The sequence below is a fragment of the Rhizobium binxianense genome, from assembly GCF_028994275.1.
Lineage (GTDB): Bacteria > Pseudomonadota > Alphaproteobacteria > Rhizobiales > Rhizobiaceae > Rhizobium > Rhizobium binxianense.
In genome coordinates, this window is the sequence record NZ_CP118713.1 from 4360298 (window position 1) to 4380028 (window position 19731).

Here is a 19731-nt window from a genome sequence, read left to right on the forward strand (position 1 = left end):
CGCCGGCAAGGAAAGGCTGGCGGATTGAGCGGCATTGGACTGGACGGCGGGCACACGAGAAAAACATTCCCGGAGGCTGAAGGCTGATGGGCGCTTATATCCTTCGCCGCCTGCTTTTGATGATCCCGACCATCGTCGGCATCATGGCGATTTCCTTCACTGTCATTCAGTTCGCCCCCGGCGGACCCGTCGAGCAGGTGATCGCCCAATTGACCGGCCAGGCCGACAGTGCCGACCAGCGCCTGTCCGGCGGTGGTGATCTTCTCGGCGGCGGCAGCAGCGACGAAGGCTCCAGATATCGCGGTGCCCAGGGGCTCGATCCGGAACTGATCGCCAAGCTCGAAAAGCAATTCGGCTTCGACAAGCCGCCACTGACCCGTTTTGGCGAGATGATGTGGAATTACATCCGCTTCGATTTCGGCGAGAGCTTCTTCCGCAACACCTCCGTGCTCGAACTCGTCAAAGAGAAGCTGCCGGTGTCGATCTCGCTCGGCATCTGGATCCTGATCTTCTCCTATGCCATCTCCATCCCGCTCGGCATCCGCAAGGCGGTCAAGGATGGATCGACCTTCGATGTCTGGACCTCGGGCGTCATCGTCGTCGGCTATGCCGTGCCGAGCTTCCTCTTCGGCATTCTGCTGATCGTGCTTTTTGCCGGCGGCTCCTTCTATGACTGGTTTCCGCTGCGCGGTCTCGTCTCCGACAATTTCGACCAGCTGGCCTGGTGGCAGAAGCCGCTCGACTATTTCTGGCACCTGACCTTGCCGCTGATCTCGCTTTCGCTCTCCGCCTTCGCGACGACGACGCTGCTCACCAAGAACTCCTTCATCGAGGAGATCAAGAAGCAATATGTCGTCACCGCCCGCGCCAAGGGCTTGAACCAGCGACAGGTGCTCTACGGTCATGTCTTCCGCAACGCCATGCTGATCATCATCGCCGGTTTTCCCGGCGCCTTCATTTCCGCTTTCTTCACCGGCTCGCTGCTGATCGAAAACATCTTCTCGCTGGATGGCCTCGGTCGTCTCGGCTATCTCTCGGTCATCAATCGGGATTATCCGATCGTCTTCGCAACGCTCTACATCTTCTCGCTGCTCGGCCTCGTCGTCAGCCTGGTTTCCGACCTGATCTACACCTGGATCGATCCGCGCATCGATTTCGAGCGGAGGGATGTCTGATGGACGCCGCCGCAAATCCTGCTGTCGCAACACCCGTCAAGCCGCCGCGCAAGGGCCTGCTCTCGCCGACCAACATCCGCCGCTGGCAGAATTTCCGGGCAAACGGCCGCGGTTACTGGGCGCTGTGGCTGTTCCTGCTGCTGTTCGTCCTCAGCCTGTTTGCCGAATTCCTCGCCAACGACCGGCCGATCGTCGCCTCCTACAAGGGCGAGATCCTGTTTCCTGTCCTCGTCGACTATCCTGAGGATAAGTTCGGCGGCTTCCTGGCCGAGACCGACTACCGTTCCTCGGTGATCTCAGACGAGATCAATGCCAATGGCTGGATGATCTGGCCGCCGATCCGCTATTCCTACCGCTCGGTCAATTCCAACATTCCGCATTCGGCCCCCACCGCCCCCTTCTGGCTGATGACCAAGGAGGAGCGCTGCGCCGGTTATCCGCAAGGCGTGAATGATCCGGATTGCACCCTCGGCAATCTCAACTGGCTCGGCACTGACGATCAGGCGCGCGACGTGCTGGCCCGCGTCATCTACGGTTTCCGCATATCCGTGCTCTTCGGCCTGGTGCTGACCATCTGCTCGGCAATCATCGGTGTGACGGCAGGCGCGGTGCAGGGCTATTTCGGCGGCTGGACCGATCTGCTGTTGCAGCGCTTCATCGAGATCTGGTCGTCGATGCCGGTGCTTTACATCCTGCTGATCATCGCCGCACTGCTGCCGCCCGGCTTCTTCGTGCTGCTCGGCATCATGCTGCTCTTCTCCTGGGTCGGCTTCGTCGGCGTCGTGCGCGCCGAATTTCTGCGCGCCCGCAATTTCGAATATGTCCGCGCCGCCCGCGCGCTCGGCGTCAATAATCGCACCATCATGTGGCGCCACCTGTTGCCCAATGCCATGGTCGCGACGCTCACCTTCCTGCCCTTCATCCTCTCCGGCTCGATCACCACGCTGACTTCGCTCGATTTCTTGGGCTTCGGCATGCCGCCGGGCTCTCCTTCGCTCGGCGAGATGATCGCCCAGGGCAAGAGCAACCTGCAGGCGCCCTGGCTCGGGCTGACGGCCTTTTTCGCCATGTCGATCATGCTGTCCCTGCTGATCTTCATCGGCGAAGCCGTGCGCGATGCCTTCGATCCGAGAAAGACGTTTCAATGAGTGACATGACAGAAACGCTGCTCTCCGTCCGCGATCTCTCGGTTGCCTTTCACCAGGGCGGTGAGACTTCGCTGGCCGTCGATCACATCTCCTTCGACATCGCCAAGGGCGAGGTCGTGGCGCTCGTCGGCGAATCCGGTTCCGGCAAGTCGGTTTCGGCCAATTCGATCCTGCGGCTTCTGCCTTATCCCTCGGCAAGCCATCCCTCCGGTGAAATCCTGTTCAAGGGCAAGGACCTGTTGAAGGCGTCGGAGCGGGCGTTGCGCGAGGTGCGCGGCAACGACATCACCATGATCTTCCAGGAGCCGATGACTTCGCTCAATCCGCTTCATTCGATCGAAAAGCAGATCGCCGAAATCCTGGCGCTGCACCAGGGCCTCACCGGCCAGCCGGCGCGTGAGCGCGTGCTGGAATTGCTGAACCAGGTCGGAATCCGCGAGCCGGAAAAGCGCTTGAAGGCCTATCCGCATGAACTGTCAGGCGGCCAGCGCCAGCGCGTCATGATTGCCATGGCACTTGCCAACCGGCCGGAATTGCTGATCGCCGACGAGCCGACCACGGCACTCGACGTTACCGTGCAGGCGCAGATCCTTGAGCTGCTGCGGCAGTTGAAGGCCATGCACGGCATGTCGATGCTGTTCATCACCCATGATCTCGGCATCGTCCGCAAATTCGCCGATCGCGTCTGCGTCATGACCAAGGGCAGGATCGTCGAAACCGGAACCGTCGAGGACGTCTTCACCAACCCGAAGCACGAATACACCCGCCACCTTCTCGCCTCCGAACCGCGCGGCGAGCCGCCGCTGGCCGATCCGTCGAAGCCGGTGGTGATGGAAGGGTCTGACATTCGCGTCTGGTTCCCGATCAAGGCTGGGTTGATGCGCCGTGTCGTCGATCACGTCAGGGCGGTCGACGGCATCGACCTTTCGCTGCGCGCCGGCCAGACGCTCGGCGTCGTCGGCGAATCCGGTTCCGGCAAGACCACGCTCGGCCTGGCGCTCACCCGGCTGATCTCCTCGCAAGGGCGGATCGCCTTTGTCGGCAAGGATATAGCCGGCTATTCGTTCAGCGAGATGCGGCCGTTGCGCAACCAGCTGCAGGTGGTCTTCCAGGATCCCTATGGTTCGCTCAGTCCGCGCATGTCGGTCGGCGATATCGTCGCCGAAGGGTTGAAGGTGCATGAGCGCTTACTGACATCGGAAGAGCGCGACCAGCGCGTCTGCTGGGCGCTGGAGGAGGTGGGTCTCGATCCCATGACCCGCTGGCGTTATCCGCACGAGTTCTCCGGCGGCCAGCGCCAGCGCATCGCCATTGCCCGGGCCATGGTGCTGAAGCCGCGCTTCGTCATGCTCGACGAGCCGACCTCCGCGCTTGATATGAGCGTGCAGGCCCAGGTGGTCGATCTGCTGCGCGATCTGCAGCAGAAGCACGATCTCGCTTATCTCTTTATCAGCCACGACCTGAAGGTGGTGAAGGCGCTCGCCAACGACGTCATCGTCATGCGTTTCGGCAAGGTGGTGGAACAAGGACCGTCCGCGGAAATCTTCCGTGCGCCGAAGGACGATTACACCAGGGCGCTGATGGCCGCCGCCTTCAACATCGAGGCGGTGCCGACGCCCGCCGTGCAGCAGTAAAGTTGATCATGCCCACACCTCCTCCCGTTCTCGTCGATATCAAGTTCAATCCCGAAGGCGTCGCCCGCGTTTTGAAGACGGCCTTTGCCGATCGCGGCAGCGTCAATCTCGCCGATCCCGCCAACGGGAAGCGTGATCTCAGCCGTCTCGAATACGCGCTTGTCTGGAAGCCGGACGCCGACCTTTTCGCGCGGGCGCCGAACCTCAAGGCGATTTTCTCGGGCGGCGCCGGCGTCGACCATATTATCGGCATGGACGGCCTGCCCGAGATCCCGATCGTGCGTTTCGTCGACCGCAGCCTGACGACCCGCATGAGCGAATGGGTGGTCATGCAATGCCTGCTGCATCTGCGCGGGCAATATGCCCATGACAGCCATCAGCGGCGGCGTGAGTGGGCCAAGCTGACCGCGCCGGAAGCGGCGGAGGTCACGGTCGGCGTCATGGGTCTCGGTGTTCTCGGGCTGGATGCGGTCGCCAAGCTGAAGGTAATGGGTTTCAACGTCATCGGCTGGTCGCGCACCCGCAAAGACATCGACGGCGTCGAAACCTTCGATGCCGGCGGGTTGGACAGCTTCCTCGGCAAGACCGACATCCTCGTCGGCCTGCTGCCGCTGACGCCGGAGACGACGGGATTCTATGATAGCGGGCTATTCAAAAAGCTCCGCAGCAACGGCGCGCTCGGAATGCCGGTCTTCATCAATGCCGGCCGCGGCAAGAGCCAGGTCGAGGCCGATATCGTTTCCGCCATCCGCAGCGGTACGCTGGGCGGTGCTTCCCTCGATGTCTTCGAGGTGGAGCCGCTTGGCCCCGACAACCCGTTGTGGGAATTGGAGAACGTCTTCATCACGCCGCACGACGCGGCAGTCTCTGAAGAAAACGCGCTATTCCGTCATGTCGAGGCGCAGATCGCCCGTTTCGAGCGCGGCGAGCCGCTGCAATTCGTGGTCGACCGCGCCGTCGGCTACTAGAGCCTTTCCGGGTTAGATTGAAGCATTCTGCCGGAGCAGGTTTTCGTCAGGGCAAAGGCGATTGGCGAAGGGCATACCCCAAGGTACGTCCGAGCCGATCGCCTTTGCCCTGGCGGAAAGATGCCCGGCCCACCGGCCGCACCGCTTCGCCATGGCGAAGCGACAAGTGCGTCCGGCGATTTTAAGTCTTGCAGATTTGCCAGGCAAATCTGCGGGAGGGTTGGCTGAAACGGGCCGGCTGATCGACCGGCCGGCTTGGCCGTAGAGCTGGGCTACGACGCGCGCCGGCCGGTCGACCATCCGACTCCGTTTGAGCCAACAGAATGCTGCAATCTAATCCGGAAAGGCTCCAAAACCCGGGGGAACCTTCCCGACACCCACCCGTTTCTTCTGCGGAATTCTTTGGGGCCGGATCGGCCCGTCAAGGCAGCGGAAGGAGACGATGATGGCGCATCAGACGGAAACACGCTGGGAAAAGTCCGACGGCAAGCTTCATCGCGAAGAGCAGATCCCGCCGGTGAAGGCAAGGCAGGGGCGGACGGGTTATCGCGTCCTGCTGGTGCTGCTTGCCGCACTGGTGCTCGCTTTCGTGGTCTGGATACCGGTTGAGATCTGGGGCAAGCGCGAAGCAAATGAGGTGGCGCCACAGCAGCCCGGCCAGCAGCTACAGTCGCAGCGGCCTGATGCGGCGCCTCCGCCAACGCTCCAGAACGGCACTGCGGTTCCCACAGAGACTGAGAATACCGCCCCGGCCGCCTCCGGCGTCACGCCTGCAACCCCGGCTCAACCTGCCGCGCCGGCGCAATGAGCGTCGGAATGAGCGTCGGCAGATGATTTCCCGCATCCCGCCGCCGTACCGCGGCGGGATGTTTATTGATTTGTCTGGACTTTCTCTGCCGATTTTTCGATAAGAAGGCGCACGAGCCGGTTTCGTGTGCCGGCCCCGCACTTGGCAGCACTCGGGAACTTGGCAGCACCTGACCGGAGTGGACAGGGGCAGGAATCTCATGGCCAGGACCGATATCGCAAGACGCGTCTACAATCACGCTTGGAAGCTCGATCCGATCGTCCGCAGCCTGATCGATACCGACTTCTACAAGCTGCTGATGCTGCAGATGATCTGGAAGCTCTATCCCGACGTGAACGCGTCCTTTACCCTCATCAACCGCACCAAGCGCGTGCGCCTCGCCGATGAGATCGACGAAGGCGAATTGCGCGAACAGCTCGATCACGCCCGCACGCTGAAACTCTCCAAGAAGGAGATGATCTGGCTGGCGGGTAACAGCTTCTACGGCCGCGCCCAGATCTTCGAGCCGGAATTCCTCGCCTGGCTTTCCAACTTCCAGCTTCCCGAATACGAGCTGTCGAAGAAGGACGGGCAATATGTACTGGATTTCCACGGGCCGTGGAAGGAAACCACCATGTGGGAGATCCCGGCGCTTGCCATCGTCAACGAGCTCAGGTCGCGCTCGGCGATGAAGGCGCTCGGTCCCTTCACCCTCGATGTGCTCTATGCCCGCGCCAAGGCGAAGATGTGGTCGAAGGTCGAACGGCTGAAGGAACTGCCGGGCTTGCGCATCTCCGATTTCGGCACCCGCCGCCGTCACAGTTTCCTCTGGCAGCGCTGGTGCGTCGAGGCGCTGAAGGAAGGCATCGGCCCGGCCTTTACCGGCACCAGCAACGTATTGCTGGCGATGGATTCCGATCTCGAAGCCGTCGGCACCAATGCCCACGAGCTGCCGATGGTGGCTGCCGCCCTTGCGCAAACCGACGAGCAGCTGCGCAATGCGCCCTACAAGATCCTGCGCGACTGGAACAAGCTCTATGGCGGCAACCTGCTGATCGTCCTGCCGGATGCTTTCGGTACTGCTGCTTTCCTGCGCGACGCGCCGGAATGGGTCGCCGACTGGACCGGCTTCCGTCCGGACAGTGCCCCGCCGATCGAAGGCGGTGAAAAGATTATCGATTGGTGGAAGAAGATGGGTCGCGATCCGCGCCAGAAGCTGCTGATTTTCTCCGACGGCCTCGATGTCGACGCCATCATCGATACCTACCGGCATTTCGAAGGCCGCGTGCGCATGAGCTTCGGCTGGGGCACCAACCTGACCAACGATTTTTCCGGCTGCGCGCCGACCGAAATTTCCGGCCTCAACCCGATCTCCATCGTCTGCAAGGTCAGCGACGCCAACGGCCGCCCGGCGGTGAAGCTCTCCGACAATCCGCAGAAGGCGACCGGCGAACCGGCAGAGGTCGAGCGCTATCTGAAATTCTTCGGCGCCGAAGACAGGATCGATCAGACCGTTCTGGTGTAGGTCCGCGACGAGGCGCCGCCCTCCCGTGGCGCATTGCCATGTCCCGCCATCGCATCCTCGATCGACCAGCCGAATCGCCAGGCGTCGAACATCGAGTACCATTCCTGGAAATCGGCAATCGGCAGGACATCCGGTTTCGACATCGGATTGTCGTCCAGGCTGCGGCCGCGCGCGCGGTCCCGCACGCCACGCTCCTGCATCTCCAGCAGATTCTCGAACATTATCACCCCCCGGGTCCTATCCGATAGCTTTATGCAAGCATGCTAATAAAGCATTGTCGAGTCCAGATTCGATAATTCGGGTTTTTCACAGGATTAGCCCCAATGCGCTAATTCAGGGGTGACCGGCCCCGGTACCATCCCATGTCGGTCAGACAAGGGAGCTTGCTGGCGCCTGAAAGCCGCTCGGGCGTTTCGGCATCATGCTCCACAAACACCTTGTGACGGGGAGGCTCGGCTTCCTGGCTGGGGTCCGCCGCCAAGCCTCCCGGCTGGCCGACCTTGAACAAGCCGGCAGCGCCGACACGTTGCCGCGTTCCGGCCGGTGCGATCCAACCAAGATGTCATCGATGGCTAACGGCCGGTTAATATCCACCGGACCTGTTCCGATCCAGTGCATCCTGCATCGTCGGCCGGCAGCGCCCCTCGGCTTTTCAGGCCGCCAGTCTGCGAAACCGGGTTCTGATCCGGTCGAGGTAATAGTGGCCGGGAGACGGCGCTGCCGTCATCGCATGGACTTCCGAGGAGGGAACGCCCGCAAACAGACGCTCCTCGCCATTCTTGAAACAAATCCTGAGCCGCCCGTCGTCCTGGCTGAAATAGACGGATTTGATGATCTTCGACTTTACCGAAAGTTCTTCCACCTGTTTTACCTCTGTTTTTTGGTTTGGCAGAACCTAAACCCAAACGTGCAAAGACACGGTGAAGCCGCATGGTAAAAAATCAGGAATCTTGCGAGAGTCGTCACCTTACGGGTTCGCCTTCCCTGCACAAACTTGGTGGAACAGACTCGGGCGTTTGACAGCGTGATCTTTTAATGACGATATCTTCGATCCAGAGGCGAGGGATGGCAGGGGTGCAATGCTAGGTGAAACGATTTCCTTTATAAGACGTAATCTGTCTTTTGCGTGTGTTTTTGTTGCAATCGGTTGCGCGGTCGTCGCTTTTGAGGATTACAGCGGTCGAGGCGGCAGTAGTTCGACGCGGTATTTTATTGTTCTCTATTTTGGATATTGCGTTCAGAGTGCAATATTAAATGGAGACGGCAAAGTATTAGGCCTCAACAGCGGAGGCATGGGCGGCATCGGTGGCTACATCTGGAAAAACCTGCTCATCATGCTCGCCGTGATGGGAGTCGGGGTCGGCCTCCCCATCGCATTGGGTGCCGCGTCCTTTTCGAGGGACGTATTCCTGCTCCTATGCCTTGCGGTGATTGCAATCGTCTATCCGCTGCTCCTTGCCCTTGTCGGAACTTGGCCCACTGCCGGAATTGCGGGTTCGAAGAGCGGGCTTGCCGATGCTTTGAGCAGGGGACGATATGGTTTAGTTCCGACCTTTCTGCGCCTGTTTGCCGGTCTTGTTCTTCCCTTCGTTGCTGCCTTCATATTGATAACGGCAGCGGCATCGATGTCATACGAAGCCGATAGCGTCTTTCAGGGCGGAAAACTAAACCTGATCGCTTTGGCGTTGCTGGTGATCTCTCAATCCGCGTCGACATTTGGAATATGCTATGTTTCAATTGTTCTGGCTCGCAAATTCCAGATTTCCGAAAGAGGGCCTCTAGGGGGGGCCGTCTCAGCGGCAAATGTCTCGGAGGTATTCGAATAGAGTCTGGCTGTCCTCGCGCTGATCCCTCCGGTCGCATCGGCGACCGTCCGGTTAATTGGCTTTCGGCCGCTCAAGTCGCCTTCCCACTTTCAGCCTGGTGTCGATCACTACTGCCCGTGGTTGGAAGGGAACAGGTTCCTTCTGACGCACAGCTACGGGTCGTTGATCGCCGTGGATCTCGGCCGGGTGCAGAGTTTCGGCTGCCGCATGCAATTGGATTCTTGCGAGAGATTTGAGGGCCTCGCTAAAGAGAGAAAGCAGCAATGGTTTTAACGAAAATGGCGGACAGGGTGGGATTCGAACCCACGGTACGCTTTCACGTACACACGCGTTCCAGGCGTGCGCCTTAAACCACTCGGCCACCTGTCCTTTTTTGGCGTTCGCGCCCGGAGAGGAGCAAATCGTCGGAACGGCGCGATATATACCGATGAATTTTTGTCGATCAACCGAAATCTAACAGTTTTTTGACTTCTTCCGATAAAACTCGCCTCCGCCCGTCCATTGTGCTTCACCTCAGCGACGACTATGTAATTCTCAAGGTGGAGAATGGCGCGGCCGGCCGGGATTGTCCGGCAAATCGAAGCGTCGGAGGAATTGATGCGTTTCCTGTTGCGTCTGGCGAGTCTTGTCGCGCTTGCGGCGGCCGTTATTGCCGGGACCATCGATTCGATCCAATCGGTTGCGGCCTCCGCCGTGGTGATGACGCCGATCTCCGATGCCTGGCAGGATGTCAGCCCGGCAACCCTGACCTCGCTGCAATCCTCCCTTTCCTATTATATCCACCCGCGTTTCTACACCTTCATCTTCCAATGGCTGATGCTCCAGCCGGCCTTTGCGGTTTTCCTGGTGATCGCGCTGCTTCTCTGGATGATCGGCTACAAGAAGCCGCCGGTGGCCGGTCGTTTCACGGCATAGGGGTCGCTTTATCGCATAGGGAAGCGGATTTTGCCGCCGCGGCCCGGCCGGGATCCGATCGGCCGCCAATGTTTCCATAAGCCCCCACATGGCTGTCGGATTGGCTGGAATTTTGGCATCCAGGCGGCAGAAACGTCTAAAAATCAGCCCCGACGAATGGATTTTCGGCAATCCCTGCAAATCTTTACCGCCTGAAAAATTTCTGGTGAATTTTTCCGTGAGCCATGCAAGGATGCGCGCAGCCAGGCCTCCGGGGGGAGGTCGGTGGTTCCGCAGACATGTCCGAAAAGGGCTTGCGGGAGGACCCCTAACGAATAGCAACAACAGGGCTGCACAATGAAAAAATCCCTTCTCACTCTCCTTGCCGTGGCTGCCATGTCGACGACGGCGCTTGCCGCCGATGTCAAGCCGGCGCTGGTTTACGGCACCGGCGGGAAGTTCGATAAGTCTTTCAACGAAGCGGCCTATAACGGCGCCGAAAAATTCAAGGCCGAGACCGGCATCGCCTACCGCGACTTCGAGCCGACGGGCGACACCCAGGGCGAACAGGCCATCCGCAACTTCGCAAGCCGCGGTTTCAATCCGGTGGTTGCCGTTTCCTTCGCCTGGACTTCGGCGATCGAGAAGGTCGCGGCTGAGTTCCCGGATACCAAGTTTATCATCGTCGACTCCGTCGTCGACAAGCCGAACGTCCGCTCGGTGGTCTACAAGGAAGAAGAAGGCTCCTACCTCGTCGGCATTCTCGCCGGCATGGCATCGAAATCAGGCAAGGTCGGCTTCGTCGGCGGCATGGATATTCCGCTGATCCGCAAGTTCGAATGCGGTTACGAGCAGGGTGCGCGCGCTGCCAAGGCCGATGTCGAAGTGTTCCAGAACATGACCGGCACCACGGGCGCGGCCTGGAATGACCCGGTTCGCGGCGGCGAACTCACCAAGAACCAGATCGACCAGGGCGCCGATGTCATTTACGCGGCAGCCGGCGCCACCGGCCTTGGCGTTCTGCAGACTGCCGCCGACAACAAGAAGCTGTCGATCGGCGTCGATTCCAACCAGAACCATCTTCATCCGGGTTCGGTCCTGACCTCGATGGTCAAGCGCGTCGACCTCGCCGTCTATAACGCTTATAACGACACCAAGAACGACAAGTTCACCGCTGGTGTCCAGGCGCTCGGCGTCAAGGAAGACGGTGTCGGTGCTGCGATCGACGACAACAACAAGTCGCTGATCACGCCGGAAATGCAGGCTGCCGTCGACAAGGCCAAGGCCGATATCATCGCGGGGACCGTCAAGGTTCACGACTATACCTCGGACAATGCTTGCCCGAAGTGAACCGCGCCCTGATGTAATCGACGATTGAGATCGGGCGTATGGCGGAGGGGATTTTCGCCATACGCCCTTTTCTTATTTGGAGCCTGCTGTGACAGATAAGCCCGCTATCGAGCTTGTCGGCATCGATAAGAAATTCGGTGCCGTCCATGCCAACAAGGACATCAACCTTACCGTTGCCAAGGGGACGATCCACGGCATCATCGGCGAAAACGGCGCCGGCAAATCGACGCTGATGTCGATCATCTATGGTTTCTACCATGCCGACAGCGGCGAGATTCGCGTCAACGGCAATCCGGTCACCATCCGTGACAGCCAGGCGGCGATCGCCACCGGCATCGGCATGGTGCATCAGCATTTCATGCTGGTCGATAATTTCACCGTGCTTGAGAACATCATGCTCGGCGCTGAAGGCGGCATGCTGCTGGCGAGAGGCGTGGCCTCGGCCCGTGCCGAACTCAAGCGGCTGGAAACGGAATACGGCCTCGAGGTCGATCCGGACGCACTGATCGAAGAGCTTCCGGTCGGCCTGCAGCAGCGCGTCGAAATTCTGAAGGCCATGTATCGCGGCGCCGAGATCCTGATCCTCGATGAGCCCACGGGCGTGTTGACGCCGGCTGAAGCCGATCACCTTTTCCGCATCCTCAAGGTGCTGCGCGACCAGGGCAAGACGATCATCCTCATCACCCACAAGCTGCGCGAGATCATGGCGATCACCGATACGGTTTCCGTCATGCGCCGCGGCGAGATGGTCGCCACCCGCAAGACGGCGGAAACGACGGTGGAGGAGCTTGCCGAGCTGATGGTCGGCCGCCGTGTGCTGCTGCGCGTGCAGAAGGGTGAAGCCAACCCGGGCGCCGCCGTGCTCTCCGTCCGCAACCTCTCGGTCAAGGACAATCGCGGCGTCACCATGGTCGACAATGTCTCCTTCGACGTGCGCGCCGGCGAGATCGTCGGCATTGCCGGTGTCGCCGGCAACGGCCAGTCCGAATTGCTGGAAGCGATTGCCGGCATCCGCAAGCCGGCCTCCGGCGAAATCCTTCTCGACGGCCAGACGATCGACAAGGCAGATCCCGCCCGCCTGCGCGAACTCGGCCTCGCCCATATTCCCGAGGACCGTCATCATATGGGCCTGGTTCTGAAGTTCGAGGAATATGAAAATTCCGTGCTCGGCTACCATCGCCGCCCGGGCTACGGCAAAGGCCCGTTGCTCGATCTCGAAGCGATCCGCAAGGATGCGATGGAGAAGATCGAAAAATACGACATCCGCCCGCCGAACCCGCGGCTGAAGACGGCGAATTTCTCCGGCGGCAACCAGCAGAAGATCGTCGTCGCCCGCGAGATCGAACGCGACCCGAAGATGCTGATCATCGGCCAGCCGACCCGCGGAGTCGATATCGGCGCCATCGAATTCATCCACCGCCGGATCATCGAAATGCGCGACGCCGGCAAGGCGATCCTGCTCGTCTCCGTCGAACTCGATGAAATCCGCTCCCTTTCAGACCGTATCCTTGTCATGTTCGCCGGCCATGTGGTCGGCGAGAAGACGCCCGATGCCGGTGAACAGACCCTCGGCCTGATGATGGCCGGCATTGCCGCGTGAGGCCTTTATGAGCACTGCTTCCGTTCCGCTACCAAACTGGATCAACTACGGTCTGATCCCGCTTTTGAACCTTGTCGTCGCCTTCCTGATCTCAGGTTTCGTCGTCTGGCTAATCGGCGAAAGCCCGCTTGCCGCCCTCTCGTTGCTGATCGAGGGCGCCTTCGGCAGCGGCGAAGGCATAGGCTTCACGCTCTACTATGCGACGAGTTTCATCTTCACCGGCCTGTCCGTCGCCGTTGCCATCCATGCCGGCCTCTTCAACATCGGCTCGGAAGGTCAGGCCTATATTGGCGGGCTTGGGTGTGCGCTGGTGGCGCTGGCGCTTGACAATTATGTGCCCTGGTATGTGACGATGCCGATCGCCGTTATCGGCGCAGGTATCTTTGGCGCAGCCTGGGCCTTCATTCCAGCTTTCCTGCAGGCAAAGCGCGGCAGCCACATCGTCATTACGACGATCATGTTCAATTACATCGCAGCTGCCCTCATGGTCTATCTGCTGGTGCATGTGCTGATCGTGCCGGGCAAGATGGCGCCGGAAACCCGCACCTTCCTCGAAGGCGGACAGCTTCCGAAGCTCGGCTGGGTCATGACGATGTTCGGAGCCAAACTGGGCGCCGCCCCGTTCAACGTCTCCTTCATCATCGCGCTGTTCGCCGCCTGGTTCGTCTGGGTGCTGGTCTGGCGCAGCAAGCTCGGCTTTGATATGCGTACACTGGGCATGAGCCCGACAGCCGCCGACTATGCCGGCACGCCCCATGCGCGCACCATCATCATCGCCATGCTGCTCTCTGGCGCGCTCGCCGGCATGATGGCGCTCAATCCGGTCATGGGCTCGTCGGCCCGTCTGCAGGTGGAGTTCGTCGGTGGCGCGGGCTTCGTCGGCATCGCCGTGTCGCTGATGGGACGAAACCATCCGCTCGGCATTATCTTCGCTGCGATTCTTTTCGGCGTCCTCTATCAGGGCGGTGACTGGATCTCCTTCGAAATGCCCAACATCACCCGCGAGATGATCCTCGTCATTCAGGGTCTGGTGATTCTGTTTGCCGGCGCGCTTGAATATATGTTCCGCCCGGCAATGGTGCACATCTACCAGCAGTTCAAGCGAGCCTGAGGAGCGGATGATGGAATATTATGACATTTTCATCAGCGTTCTGAGCTCGACGATCCGGCTCTCCATTCCGCTGATCTTCACCGCACTTGCCGGCCTGTTTTCCGAACGCGCCGGCATCTTCGATATCGGTCTCGAAGGCAAGATGCTTGGCTCGGCCTTCGCCGCCGCCTGTGTGGCCTATCTCACGGGCTCGGCCTGGGCAGGCCTTGGCGCCGGCGTAGTCTGCTCGGTGGCGCTCAGCCTCGTGCATGGCTTTGCCTCGATCACCAATCGCGGCAACCAGATCATCTCGGGTGTGGCGATCAACTTCTTCATCGCCGGCATCACCATCGTGCTCGGTCAGGCCTGGTTCGGTCAGGGCGGGCGCTCGCCGCAGTTGCCGGCGGATGCGCGCTTCGCGCCGATCATCCTGCCGGGCGCCGATGTCGCCCGCGACATACCGATCGTCGGCCCGGTTTACGCCAACGTCATATCGGGCAACAATATCCTCACCTATCTCGCCTTCCTCGCCGTGCCCTTCTCCTGGTGGGTGCTGTACCGCACGCGCTTCGGCCTCAGGCTGCGTGCCGTCGGCGAAAATCCGGGCGCGGTCGATACGGCCGGCATTTCGGTCGCCTGGCTGCGTTACCGCGCCGTCATGTGCGCCGGCATCCTTTGCGGCTTTGCCGGTACCTATCTGGCGATCGCCCAGTCCGCCGCCTTCATCAAGGACATGTCCGCCGGCAAGGGGTATATCGCGCTCGCCGCCCTGGTCTTCGCCAAATGGAAACCGGTGCCCGTGATGTTTGCCTGCCTGCTGTTCGGCTTCCTCGATGCGCTGGCGAATTTCATGCAGGGCAAGCAGGTGCCGCTGATCGGCGAGGTGCCAGTTCAGGTCTTCCAGGCGCTGCCCTATATCCTCACCTGCATCCTGCTTGCCGGCTTCATCGGCGTCGCGATCCCGCCGAAGGCCGGCGGCGTGCCCTATACGAAGGAGCGTTGATATATGTCTCACGATCTGTTCGAGGCCGCCCGCGGCGCCATGGCCTTTGCCCATGCGCCCTATTCGAAATTCCCGGTCGGCGCGGCGATCCGCGCCGAGGACGGCAAGGTCTATACCGGCGCCAACATCGAAAACCTTTCCTTTCCGCAAGGATGGTGCGCCGAGCCGACGGCGATCAGCGCCATGATCATGGGCGGCGCCAGGAAGATCGTCGAAATGGCCGTCATTGCGGAGAAACTGCCGCTCTGCCCGCCCTGCGGCGGCTGCCGCCAGAAGATCTCCGAATTCGCTTCCAAGGACACGAAGATCTACCTCTGTGATGAGGCGGGCGTGCAGAAGACCATGACGATGGAAGAGCTTCTTCCCTTCAGCTTCGAGACGGAACTCGGATGAAGGCGACGGTCAACCTGCTCGCCGCATTGCTCGGCGGCATCAAGCCGCGCCACGGCATTGTGCTCGGCTCTGGCCTCGGCTCGCTCGTCGGAGAGCTGGTAGGCGCCGTCCGTGTTCCCTACAAGGATCTGCCGGGCTTTCCCGTCAGCGCCGTGTCCGGCCATGCGGGCGAAGTCGTCGCCGGCCGTCTGGGCGGCGTACCCGTGGTCATGCTCTCCGGCCGGGTTCATTATTACGAAAAGGGCGATGCCAACGCCATGCGCCTGCCGATCGAGGTGCTGAAGGCGCTCGGCGTCGAAGTGCTGATCCTGACCAACTCGGCCGGATCGCTGCGCGACGACATGCCGCCCGGTTCGGTGATGCGGATTGCCGATCACATCAACTATTCCGGCATGAACCCGCTGATCGGCGAGGAAAGCGACCACCGTTTCGTCGGCATGACCAATGCCTATGATGCCGGCCTGGCCGCGGCGATGCAGAAGGCGGCGGCGAAACTCGAGATCGAGCTGGCGCAGGGCGTCTATATGTGGTTCTCCGGTCCGAGCTTTGAAACGCCGGCCGAAATCCGCATGGCGCGCATCCTGGGCGCCGATGCCGTCGGCATGTCGACGGTGCCTGAGGTCATCATCGCAAGAATGCTAGGCCTGAGGGTTGCCGCCGCCTCCGTTATCACCAACTATGGCGCAGGCATGACAGGCAATGAGCTCAGCCATGATGAAACCAAGGACATGGCGCCTATCGGCGGCGCCCGTCTCGCCGCCATATTGAAAGAGATGATTGCGGCTAGAACAGGATGATTTTAGGCCGGGTCGGCCTAAAATCTGAATCCTGTTCTCAATTATATAGTTAGAGCATGATGTCATGAGAAAACCGCTCACACGTTTCGGCATCATGCTCCAGAGGAAGTGAAAATGAATAGCCATTCCATCCGGGAGACGGCGGCTGTCGCCCTTTCCCTTCTCGACCTCACCAATTTGAAGGACGATTGCACCGAGGCGCAGATCGAGGCGCTCTGCGCCCGCGCGCAGACGCCTTACGGCAATAGCGCTGCGATCTGCATCTGGCCGCGCTTCGTCGCTCAGGCCCGCAATATCCTCGGTACCGGCCATGCCGTGCGCATCGCTACGGTCGTCAACTTCCCCTCCGGCGATATGGAAGTGGCCGATGTTGCCGCCGAAACGCGCGAGGCGATTGCCGACGGCGCCGACGACATCGATCTGGTCATCCCTTACCGCAAGCTGCTCGCCGGCAATGAGAAGGCGGTGACCGACATGGTCAGGACGGTGCGCGCCGAATGCACCGGGCCGGTCCTGCTGAAGGTCATCATCGAGACCGGCGAATTGAAGGATGCGGCATTGATCCGCCGCGCCTCCGAACTCGCCATCGACGCCGGCGCCGATTTCATCAAGACCTCCACCGGCAAGGTCGCCGTCAACGCCACGCTCGAAGCCGCCGACATCATGATCCGCGCCATTCGCGAAAGCGGACGCAAGGTGGGCTTCAAGCCGGCCGGCGGCATCGGCTCGGTGGCTGATGCAGCGCTTTATCTGAGCCTTGCCGAAACCATCATGGCGCCGGACTGGGCGATGCCCTCGACCTTCCGCTTCGGCGCCTCCGGCCTGCTCGACGATATCCTGGCGGTTCTCGGCGGAGCGCAGCCGTCATCTGCTGCGGCGTCGAGCTATTGAGATGATTCCGCAGGAGATCATCCGGCGTAAACGCGACGGCGAGGAACTAGGCCCCGCCGATATCAACTCTTTCATCGCGGCACTCGCTGCCGGCCAATTGTCGGAGGGCCAGATCGGCGCATTCGCCATGGCCGTCTGGTTCAAGGGCATGTCGCGCCAGGAAACCGTCGCCTTGACGCTGGCGATGGCCGACTCCGGCGATCGGCTGCTATGGGCTGACATCGACCGCCCGATGGCCGACAAACATTCGACCGGCGGCGTCGGCGACAATGTTTCGCTGATGCTGGCGCCGATCGCTGCGGCCTGCGGCCTCGCCGTTCCGATGATCTCCGGGCGCGGCCTCGGCCATACCGGTGGCACGCTGGATAAGCTCGAATCCATTCCAGGCTATATGATCACCCCGGATGCGGATCTGTTCCACAAGGTCGTAAAAGAGGCGGGATGCGCCATCATCGGCCAGACCGGCACCTTGGCGCCTGCCGACGGCAGGCTCTATGCCGTGCGCGATGTGACCGCCACCGTCGATTCCATTCCCCTCATCACCGCCTCCATCCTCTCGAAGAAACTGGCGGCCGGACTTGAGACGCTGGTGCTCGACGTCAAGGTCGGCAACGGCGCCTTTATGGCCGACCGCGCCCAGGCAGAGATCCTGGCGCGGTCGCTGGTCGAAGTGGCCAATGGCGCAGGCGTAAAGACCTCGGCGCTGATCACCGACATGAACCAACCGCTCGCCGATAGTGCCGGCAATGCTGTCGAAATGCGCAATTGTCTGGATTTCCTGGCGGGTGGGAAGGCGGATACACGGCTTGCGACCGTCGTCCTTGCCTTCGCCGCCGAAATGCTGGTGAAATCAGGGGTTGCCGCCTCGTCTGATGACGCTGACGGGATGGCACGTCAGGCCTTGTCATCGGGGAGGGCGGCTGAAGTCTTTGCGCGCATGGTCTTCATGCTCGGCGGGCCGGCCGACCTCATCGAAAATCCCGACCGATATCTGGCCAGGGCGCCGGTGGAAAAATCTGTCCCGGCCGCTCGGTCCGGCTGGCTTGCCGCCTGCGATGCCCGCGGCATCGGCGTCAGCGTCATCGATCTCGGCGGCGGCAGACGCCATCCCAAAGACCGGATTGACCACCGCGTCGGCTTCTCCGAACTCCTGCCGCTTGGCACCCGTGTCAGTGCCGGCGACCCGATCGCGCTGGTTCATGCCGCCGACGAAGCCGCGGCGGAGAAGGCGGCGGCCGCCCTTGCCGCGCATTACCGCATCACCGAGGACCGGCCGGAGCCGACGCCGGTGATCACAGGCCTAATCTGACACCTACTGCTTGAGGCTGAGCGAACCACCGGCGACGGAATAGGAGGCGAGTTTCCGCAGGAAGCTCATACCGACAAGCGTCGTCGTCAGTGCATCGTCCTTGAGGACGAAGGCCTCGACCTCCCGCACGCGGATACCGCCGATTTCCACCCGGTCGAGCATCACATGCGCCGCCTTCGTCTGACCGTTAGCGGTGTTGACGCCATAGCGGAAATCGAGCTGGTTGGCCGTGTAGCCGAGCCGGCGGGCCAACGTCTCGTTGAGCGCCACATAGGTGGCGCCGGTATCGATCAAGCCTTGCACCGGCTTGCCGTTGATCTTGAAGCTGCCGGTATAGTGGCCCTGCGCATCCGCCTGCAGACGGATCGCGTTGCTGCCGGAAACCGGCGCGGGTGCGGCAGGCTTGTCGCTTTCAGGCGATACGTAATTGGCGGAAAGAGCGTCGGCGGGCTGCTGGCCGGTGCTTCCGAAGAAGGAAGGCGCCTGTGTGGCCAGCACCGCGGCGATGCTGGCGAATATGACGGTACGCACGAGCATGAAACAGAAATCCTTCCTGTATAAACCCGGCTTCATGCAGGGCCCCATGCTTCAAGCTTGCTAAACTCCAAATCCTGATAAGTTGCTAATATCCATACCAAAAGGCCCGGAACGAACCATCCGGGCCTTTAAACTCTTTCGATTTGGTAAAGGAAGGCTGAAACTATTTGGTGCCGTACATGCGGTCGCCGGCATCACCGAGGCCGGGCACGATATAGCCCTTCTCATTGAGATGGCTGTCGATCGATGCGGTGAAAACCGGAACATCCGGATGGGCGGCGCGGAAGTTGCGGATGCCTTCCGGGGCGGCGAGCAGGCAGAGGAAGCGGATATTGTGAGCGCCGCGTTCCTTGAGCTTGTCGATCGCCGCGATCGACGAATTGCCGGTCGCCAGCATCGGGTCAACGACGATGATCAGGCGCTCGGCCACATCCTCCGGCGCCTTGAAGTAATATTCGACCGGCTGCAGCGTCTCGTGGTCGCGATAAACGCCGATATGGGAGACGCGGGCTGATGGTACGAGATCGAGCATGCCTTCGAGCAGCCCGTTGCCGGCGCGCAGGATCGAGGCGAAGACCAGCTTCTTGCCCTCGAGGATCGGCGATTCCATCGTCTGTAGCGGCGTCTCGATCGTTTCCATCGTCAGTTCGAGATCGCGGGTCACCTCGTAACAGAGCAAGGTGGAGATTTCGCGCAGCAGCCGCCGGAAACTTCCCGTCGATGTCTCCTTGCGCCGCATGATGGTGAGTTTGTGCTGCACCAGCGGGTGATCGATGACCGTGACGCCGTCCATGGGGAAGCCTT

General features: G+C 61.0%; 20 protein-coding genes and 1 tRNA gene. 16 read left to right on the top strand and 5 right to left on the bottom strand.

Going from position 1 to position 19731, the window contains the following annotated elements:
- The first annotated feature begins 86 nt into the window (after nt 1-86).
- The 6 genes from PO860_RS21220 (at nt 87) to pncB (ending at nt 7237) form a co-directional block, all read left to right on the top strand.
- Complete coding sequence (locus PO860_RS21220) at nt 87-1175, top strand: microcin C ABC transporter permease YejB (protein ID WP_097617190.1); 1089 nt, start codon at nt 87-89, stop codon at nt 1173-1175.
- Nucleotides 1175-2323 carry an ABC transporter permease gene (locus PO860_RS21225; protein WP_273885408.1) on the top strand — a complete coding sequence of 383 codons (1149 nt, stop codon included), beginning with the start codon at nt 1175-1177 and terminating at the stop codon, nt 2321-2323. Before PO860_RS21220 ends, PO860_RS21225 begins: the two co-directional genes overlap by 1 nt.
- Complete coding sequence (locus PO860_RS21230) at nt 2320-3957, top strand: ABC transporter ATP-binding protein (RefSeq protein ID WP_273885410.1); 1638 nt, start codon at nt 2320-2322, stop codon at nt 3955-3957. Before PO860_RS21225 ends, PO860_RS21230 begins: the two co-directional genes overlap by 4 nt.
- Nucleotides 3958-3965: 8 nt before the next feature.
- Nucleotides 3966-4925: a 2-hydroxyacid dehydrogenase gene (locus PO860_RS21235; RefSeq protein WP_097617313.1), complete on the top strand. Its 960-nt coding sequence runs from the start codon at nt 3966-3968 to the stop codon at nt 4923-4925.
- A gap of 442 nt (nt 4926-5367) precedes the next feature.
- Nucleotides 5368-5733, top strand: a complete 366-nt coding sequence (locus PO860_RS21240; protein WP_275037972.1) for a hypothetical protein — start codon at nt 5368-5370, stop codon at nt 5731-5733.
- Nucleotides 5734-5932: 199 nt separating this feature from the next.
- Nucleotides 5933-7237 (top strand): nicotinate phosphoribosyltransferase, encoded by a 1305-nt coding sequence (pncB, locus tag PO860_RS21245; RefSeq protein WP_097617187.1) that lies wholly within the window; start codon nt 5933-5935, stop codon nt 7235-7237.
- On the opposite strand, the gene PO860_RS21250 is transcribed toward pncB, so the two are convergent.
- Together PO860_RS21250 and PO860_RS21255 are read right to left on the bottom strand one after the other, a co-directional pair.
- Nucleotides 7219-7458 carry a CrpP-related protein gene (locus tag PO860_RS21250; RefSeq protein ID WP_097617186.1) on the bottom strand — a complete coding sequence of 80 codons (240 nt, stop codon included), beginning with the start codon at nt 7456-7458 and terminating at the stop codon, nt 7219-7221. The two genes, pncB and PO860_RS21250, sit on opposite strands and share 19 nt — an antisense overlap.
- Nucleotides 7459-7889: 431 nt before the next feature.
- A complete protein-coding gene (locus PO860_RS21255) occupies nt 7890-8099 on the bottom strand; it encodes a KTSC domain-containing protein (RefSeq protein WP_097617185.1) in 210 nt (69 codons plus the stop codon).
- Between the two features lie 217 nt (nt 8100-8316).
- On the opposite strand from PO860_RS21255, the gene PO860_RS21260 reads away from it, so the two are divergent.
- Nucleotides 8317-9063 (top strand): hypothetical protein, encoded by a 747-nt coding sequence (locus PO860_RS21260; RefSeq protein ID WP_183610015.1) that lies wholly within the window; start codon nt 8317-8319, stop codon nt 9061-9063.
- Nucleotides 9064-9342: 279 nt separating this feature from the next.
- Here the strand turns inward: PO860_RS21260 and PO860_RS21265 are convergent.
- Nucleotides 9343-9432 (bottom strand) — tRNA-Ser (locus PO860_RS21265).
- 228 nt (nt 9433-9660) lie between these two features.
- On the opposite strand from PO860_RS21265, the gene PO860_RS21270 reads away from it, so the two are divergent.
- The 9 genes from PO860_RS21270 to deoA all read left to right on the top strand — a co-directional run bounded on the left by PO860_RS21270 (nt 9661) and on the right by deoA (nt 18390).
- The gene (locus tag PO860_RS21270) at nt 9661-9978 is read left to right on the top strand and encodes a hypothetical protein (RefSeq protein WP_273882484.1); all 318 of its coding nucleotides are present in this window, start codon (nt 9661-9663) and stop codon (nt 9976-9978) included.
- Between the two features lie 336 nt (nt 9979-10314).
- Nucleotides 10315-11307, top strand: coding sequence for a BMP family lipoprotein (locus tag PO860_RS21275; RefSeq protein WP_183610017.1), 993 nt, complete (start codon nt 10315-10317; stop codon nt 11305-11307).
- An 88-nt stretch (nt 11308-11395) separates the two neighbouring features.
- A complete protein-coding gene (locus PO860_RS21280; RefSeq protein WP_273882486.1) occupies nt 11396-12907 on the top strand; it encodes an ABC transporter ATP-binding protein in 1512 nt (503 codons plus the stop codon).
- 7 nt (nt 12908-12914) lie between these two features.
- Entirely contained in the window at nt 12915-14018 is a 1104-nt protein-coding gene (locus PO860_RS21285) for an ABC transporter permease (RefSeq protein ID WP_183610019.1), read from the top strand.
- Nucleotides 14019-14028: 10 nt separating this feature from the next.
- The gene (locus PO860_RS21290; protein ID WP_183610020.1) at nt 14029-15000 is read left to right on the top strand and encodes an ABC transporter permease; all 972 of its coding nucleotides are present in this window, start codon (nt 14029-14031) and stop codon (nt 14998-15000) included.
- Nucleotides 15001-15003: 3 nt separating this feature from the next.
- On the top strand, nt 15004-15393 hold the full coding sequence (locus tag PO860_RS21295) for a cytidine deaminase (protein WP_004673557.1): 390 nt from the start codon (nt 15004-15006) through the stop codon (nt 15391-15393).
- Entirely contained in the window at nt 15390-16190 is an 801-nt protein-coding gene (locus PO860_RS21300) for a purine-nucleoside phosphorylase (RefSeq protein WP_183610021.1), read from the top strand. The genes PO860_RS21295 and PO860_RS21300 overlap by 4 nt, the downstream gene beginning before the upstream one ends.
- A gap of 114 nt (nt 16191-16304) precedes the next feature.
- Nucleotides 16305-17081, top strand: a complete 777-nt coding sequence (gene deoC / locus PO860_RS21305) for a deoxyribose-phosphate aldolase (RefSeq protein WP_272784673.1) — start codon at nt 16305-16307, stop codon at nt 17079-17081.
- A gap of 1 nt (nt 17082) precedes the next feature.
- Nucleotides 17083-18390, top strand: coding sequence for a thymidine phosphorylase (gene deoA, locus PO860_RS21310; RefSeq protein ID WP_273885414.1), 1308 nt, complete (start codon nt 17083-17085; stop codon nt 18388-18390).
- Nucleotides 18391-18393: 3 nt separating this feature from the next.
- Here deoA and PO860_RS21315 read toward each other — a convergent pair whose 3' ends face one another.
- Together PO860_RS21315 and upp are read right to left on the bottom strand one after the other, a co-directional pair.
- Complete coding sequence (locus PO860_RS21315; RefSeq protein WP_273885415.1) at nt 18394-18963, bottom strand: TIGR02281 family clan AA aspartic protease; 570 nt, start codon at nt 18961-18963, stop codon at nt 18394-18396.
- 127 nt (nt 18964-19090) lie between these two features.
- Nucleotides 19091-19720, bottom strand: a complete 630-nt coding sequence (upp, locus tag PO860_RS21320; RefSeq protein WP_012759721.1) for a uracil phosphoribosyltransferase — start codon at nt 19718-19720, stop codon at nt 19091-19093.
- Nucleotides 19721-19731: the final 11 nt, after the last annotated feature.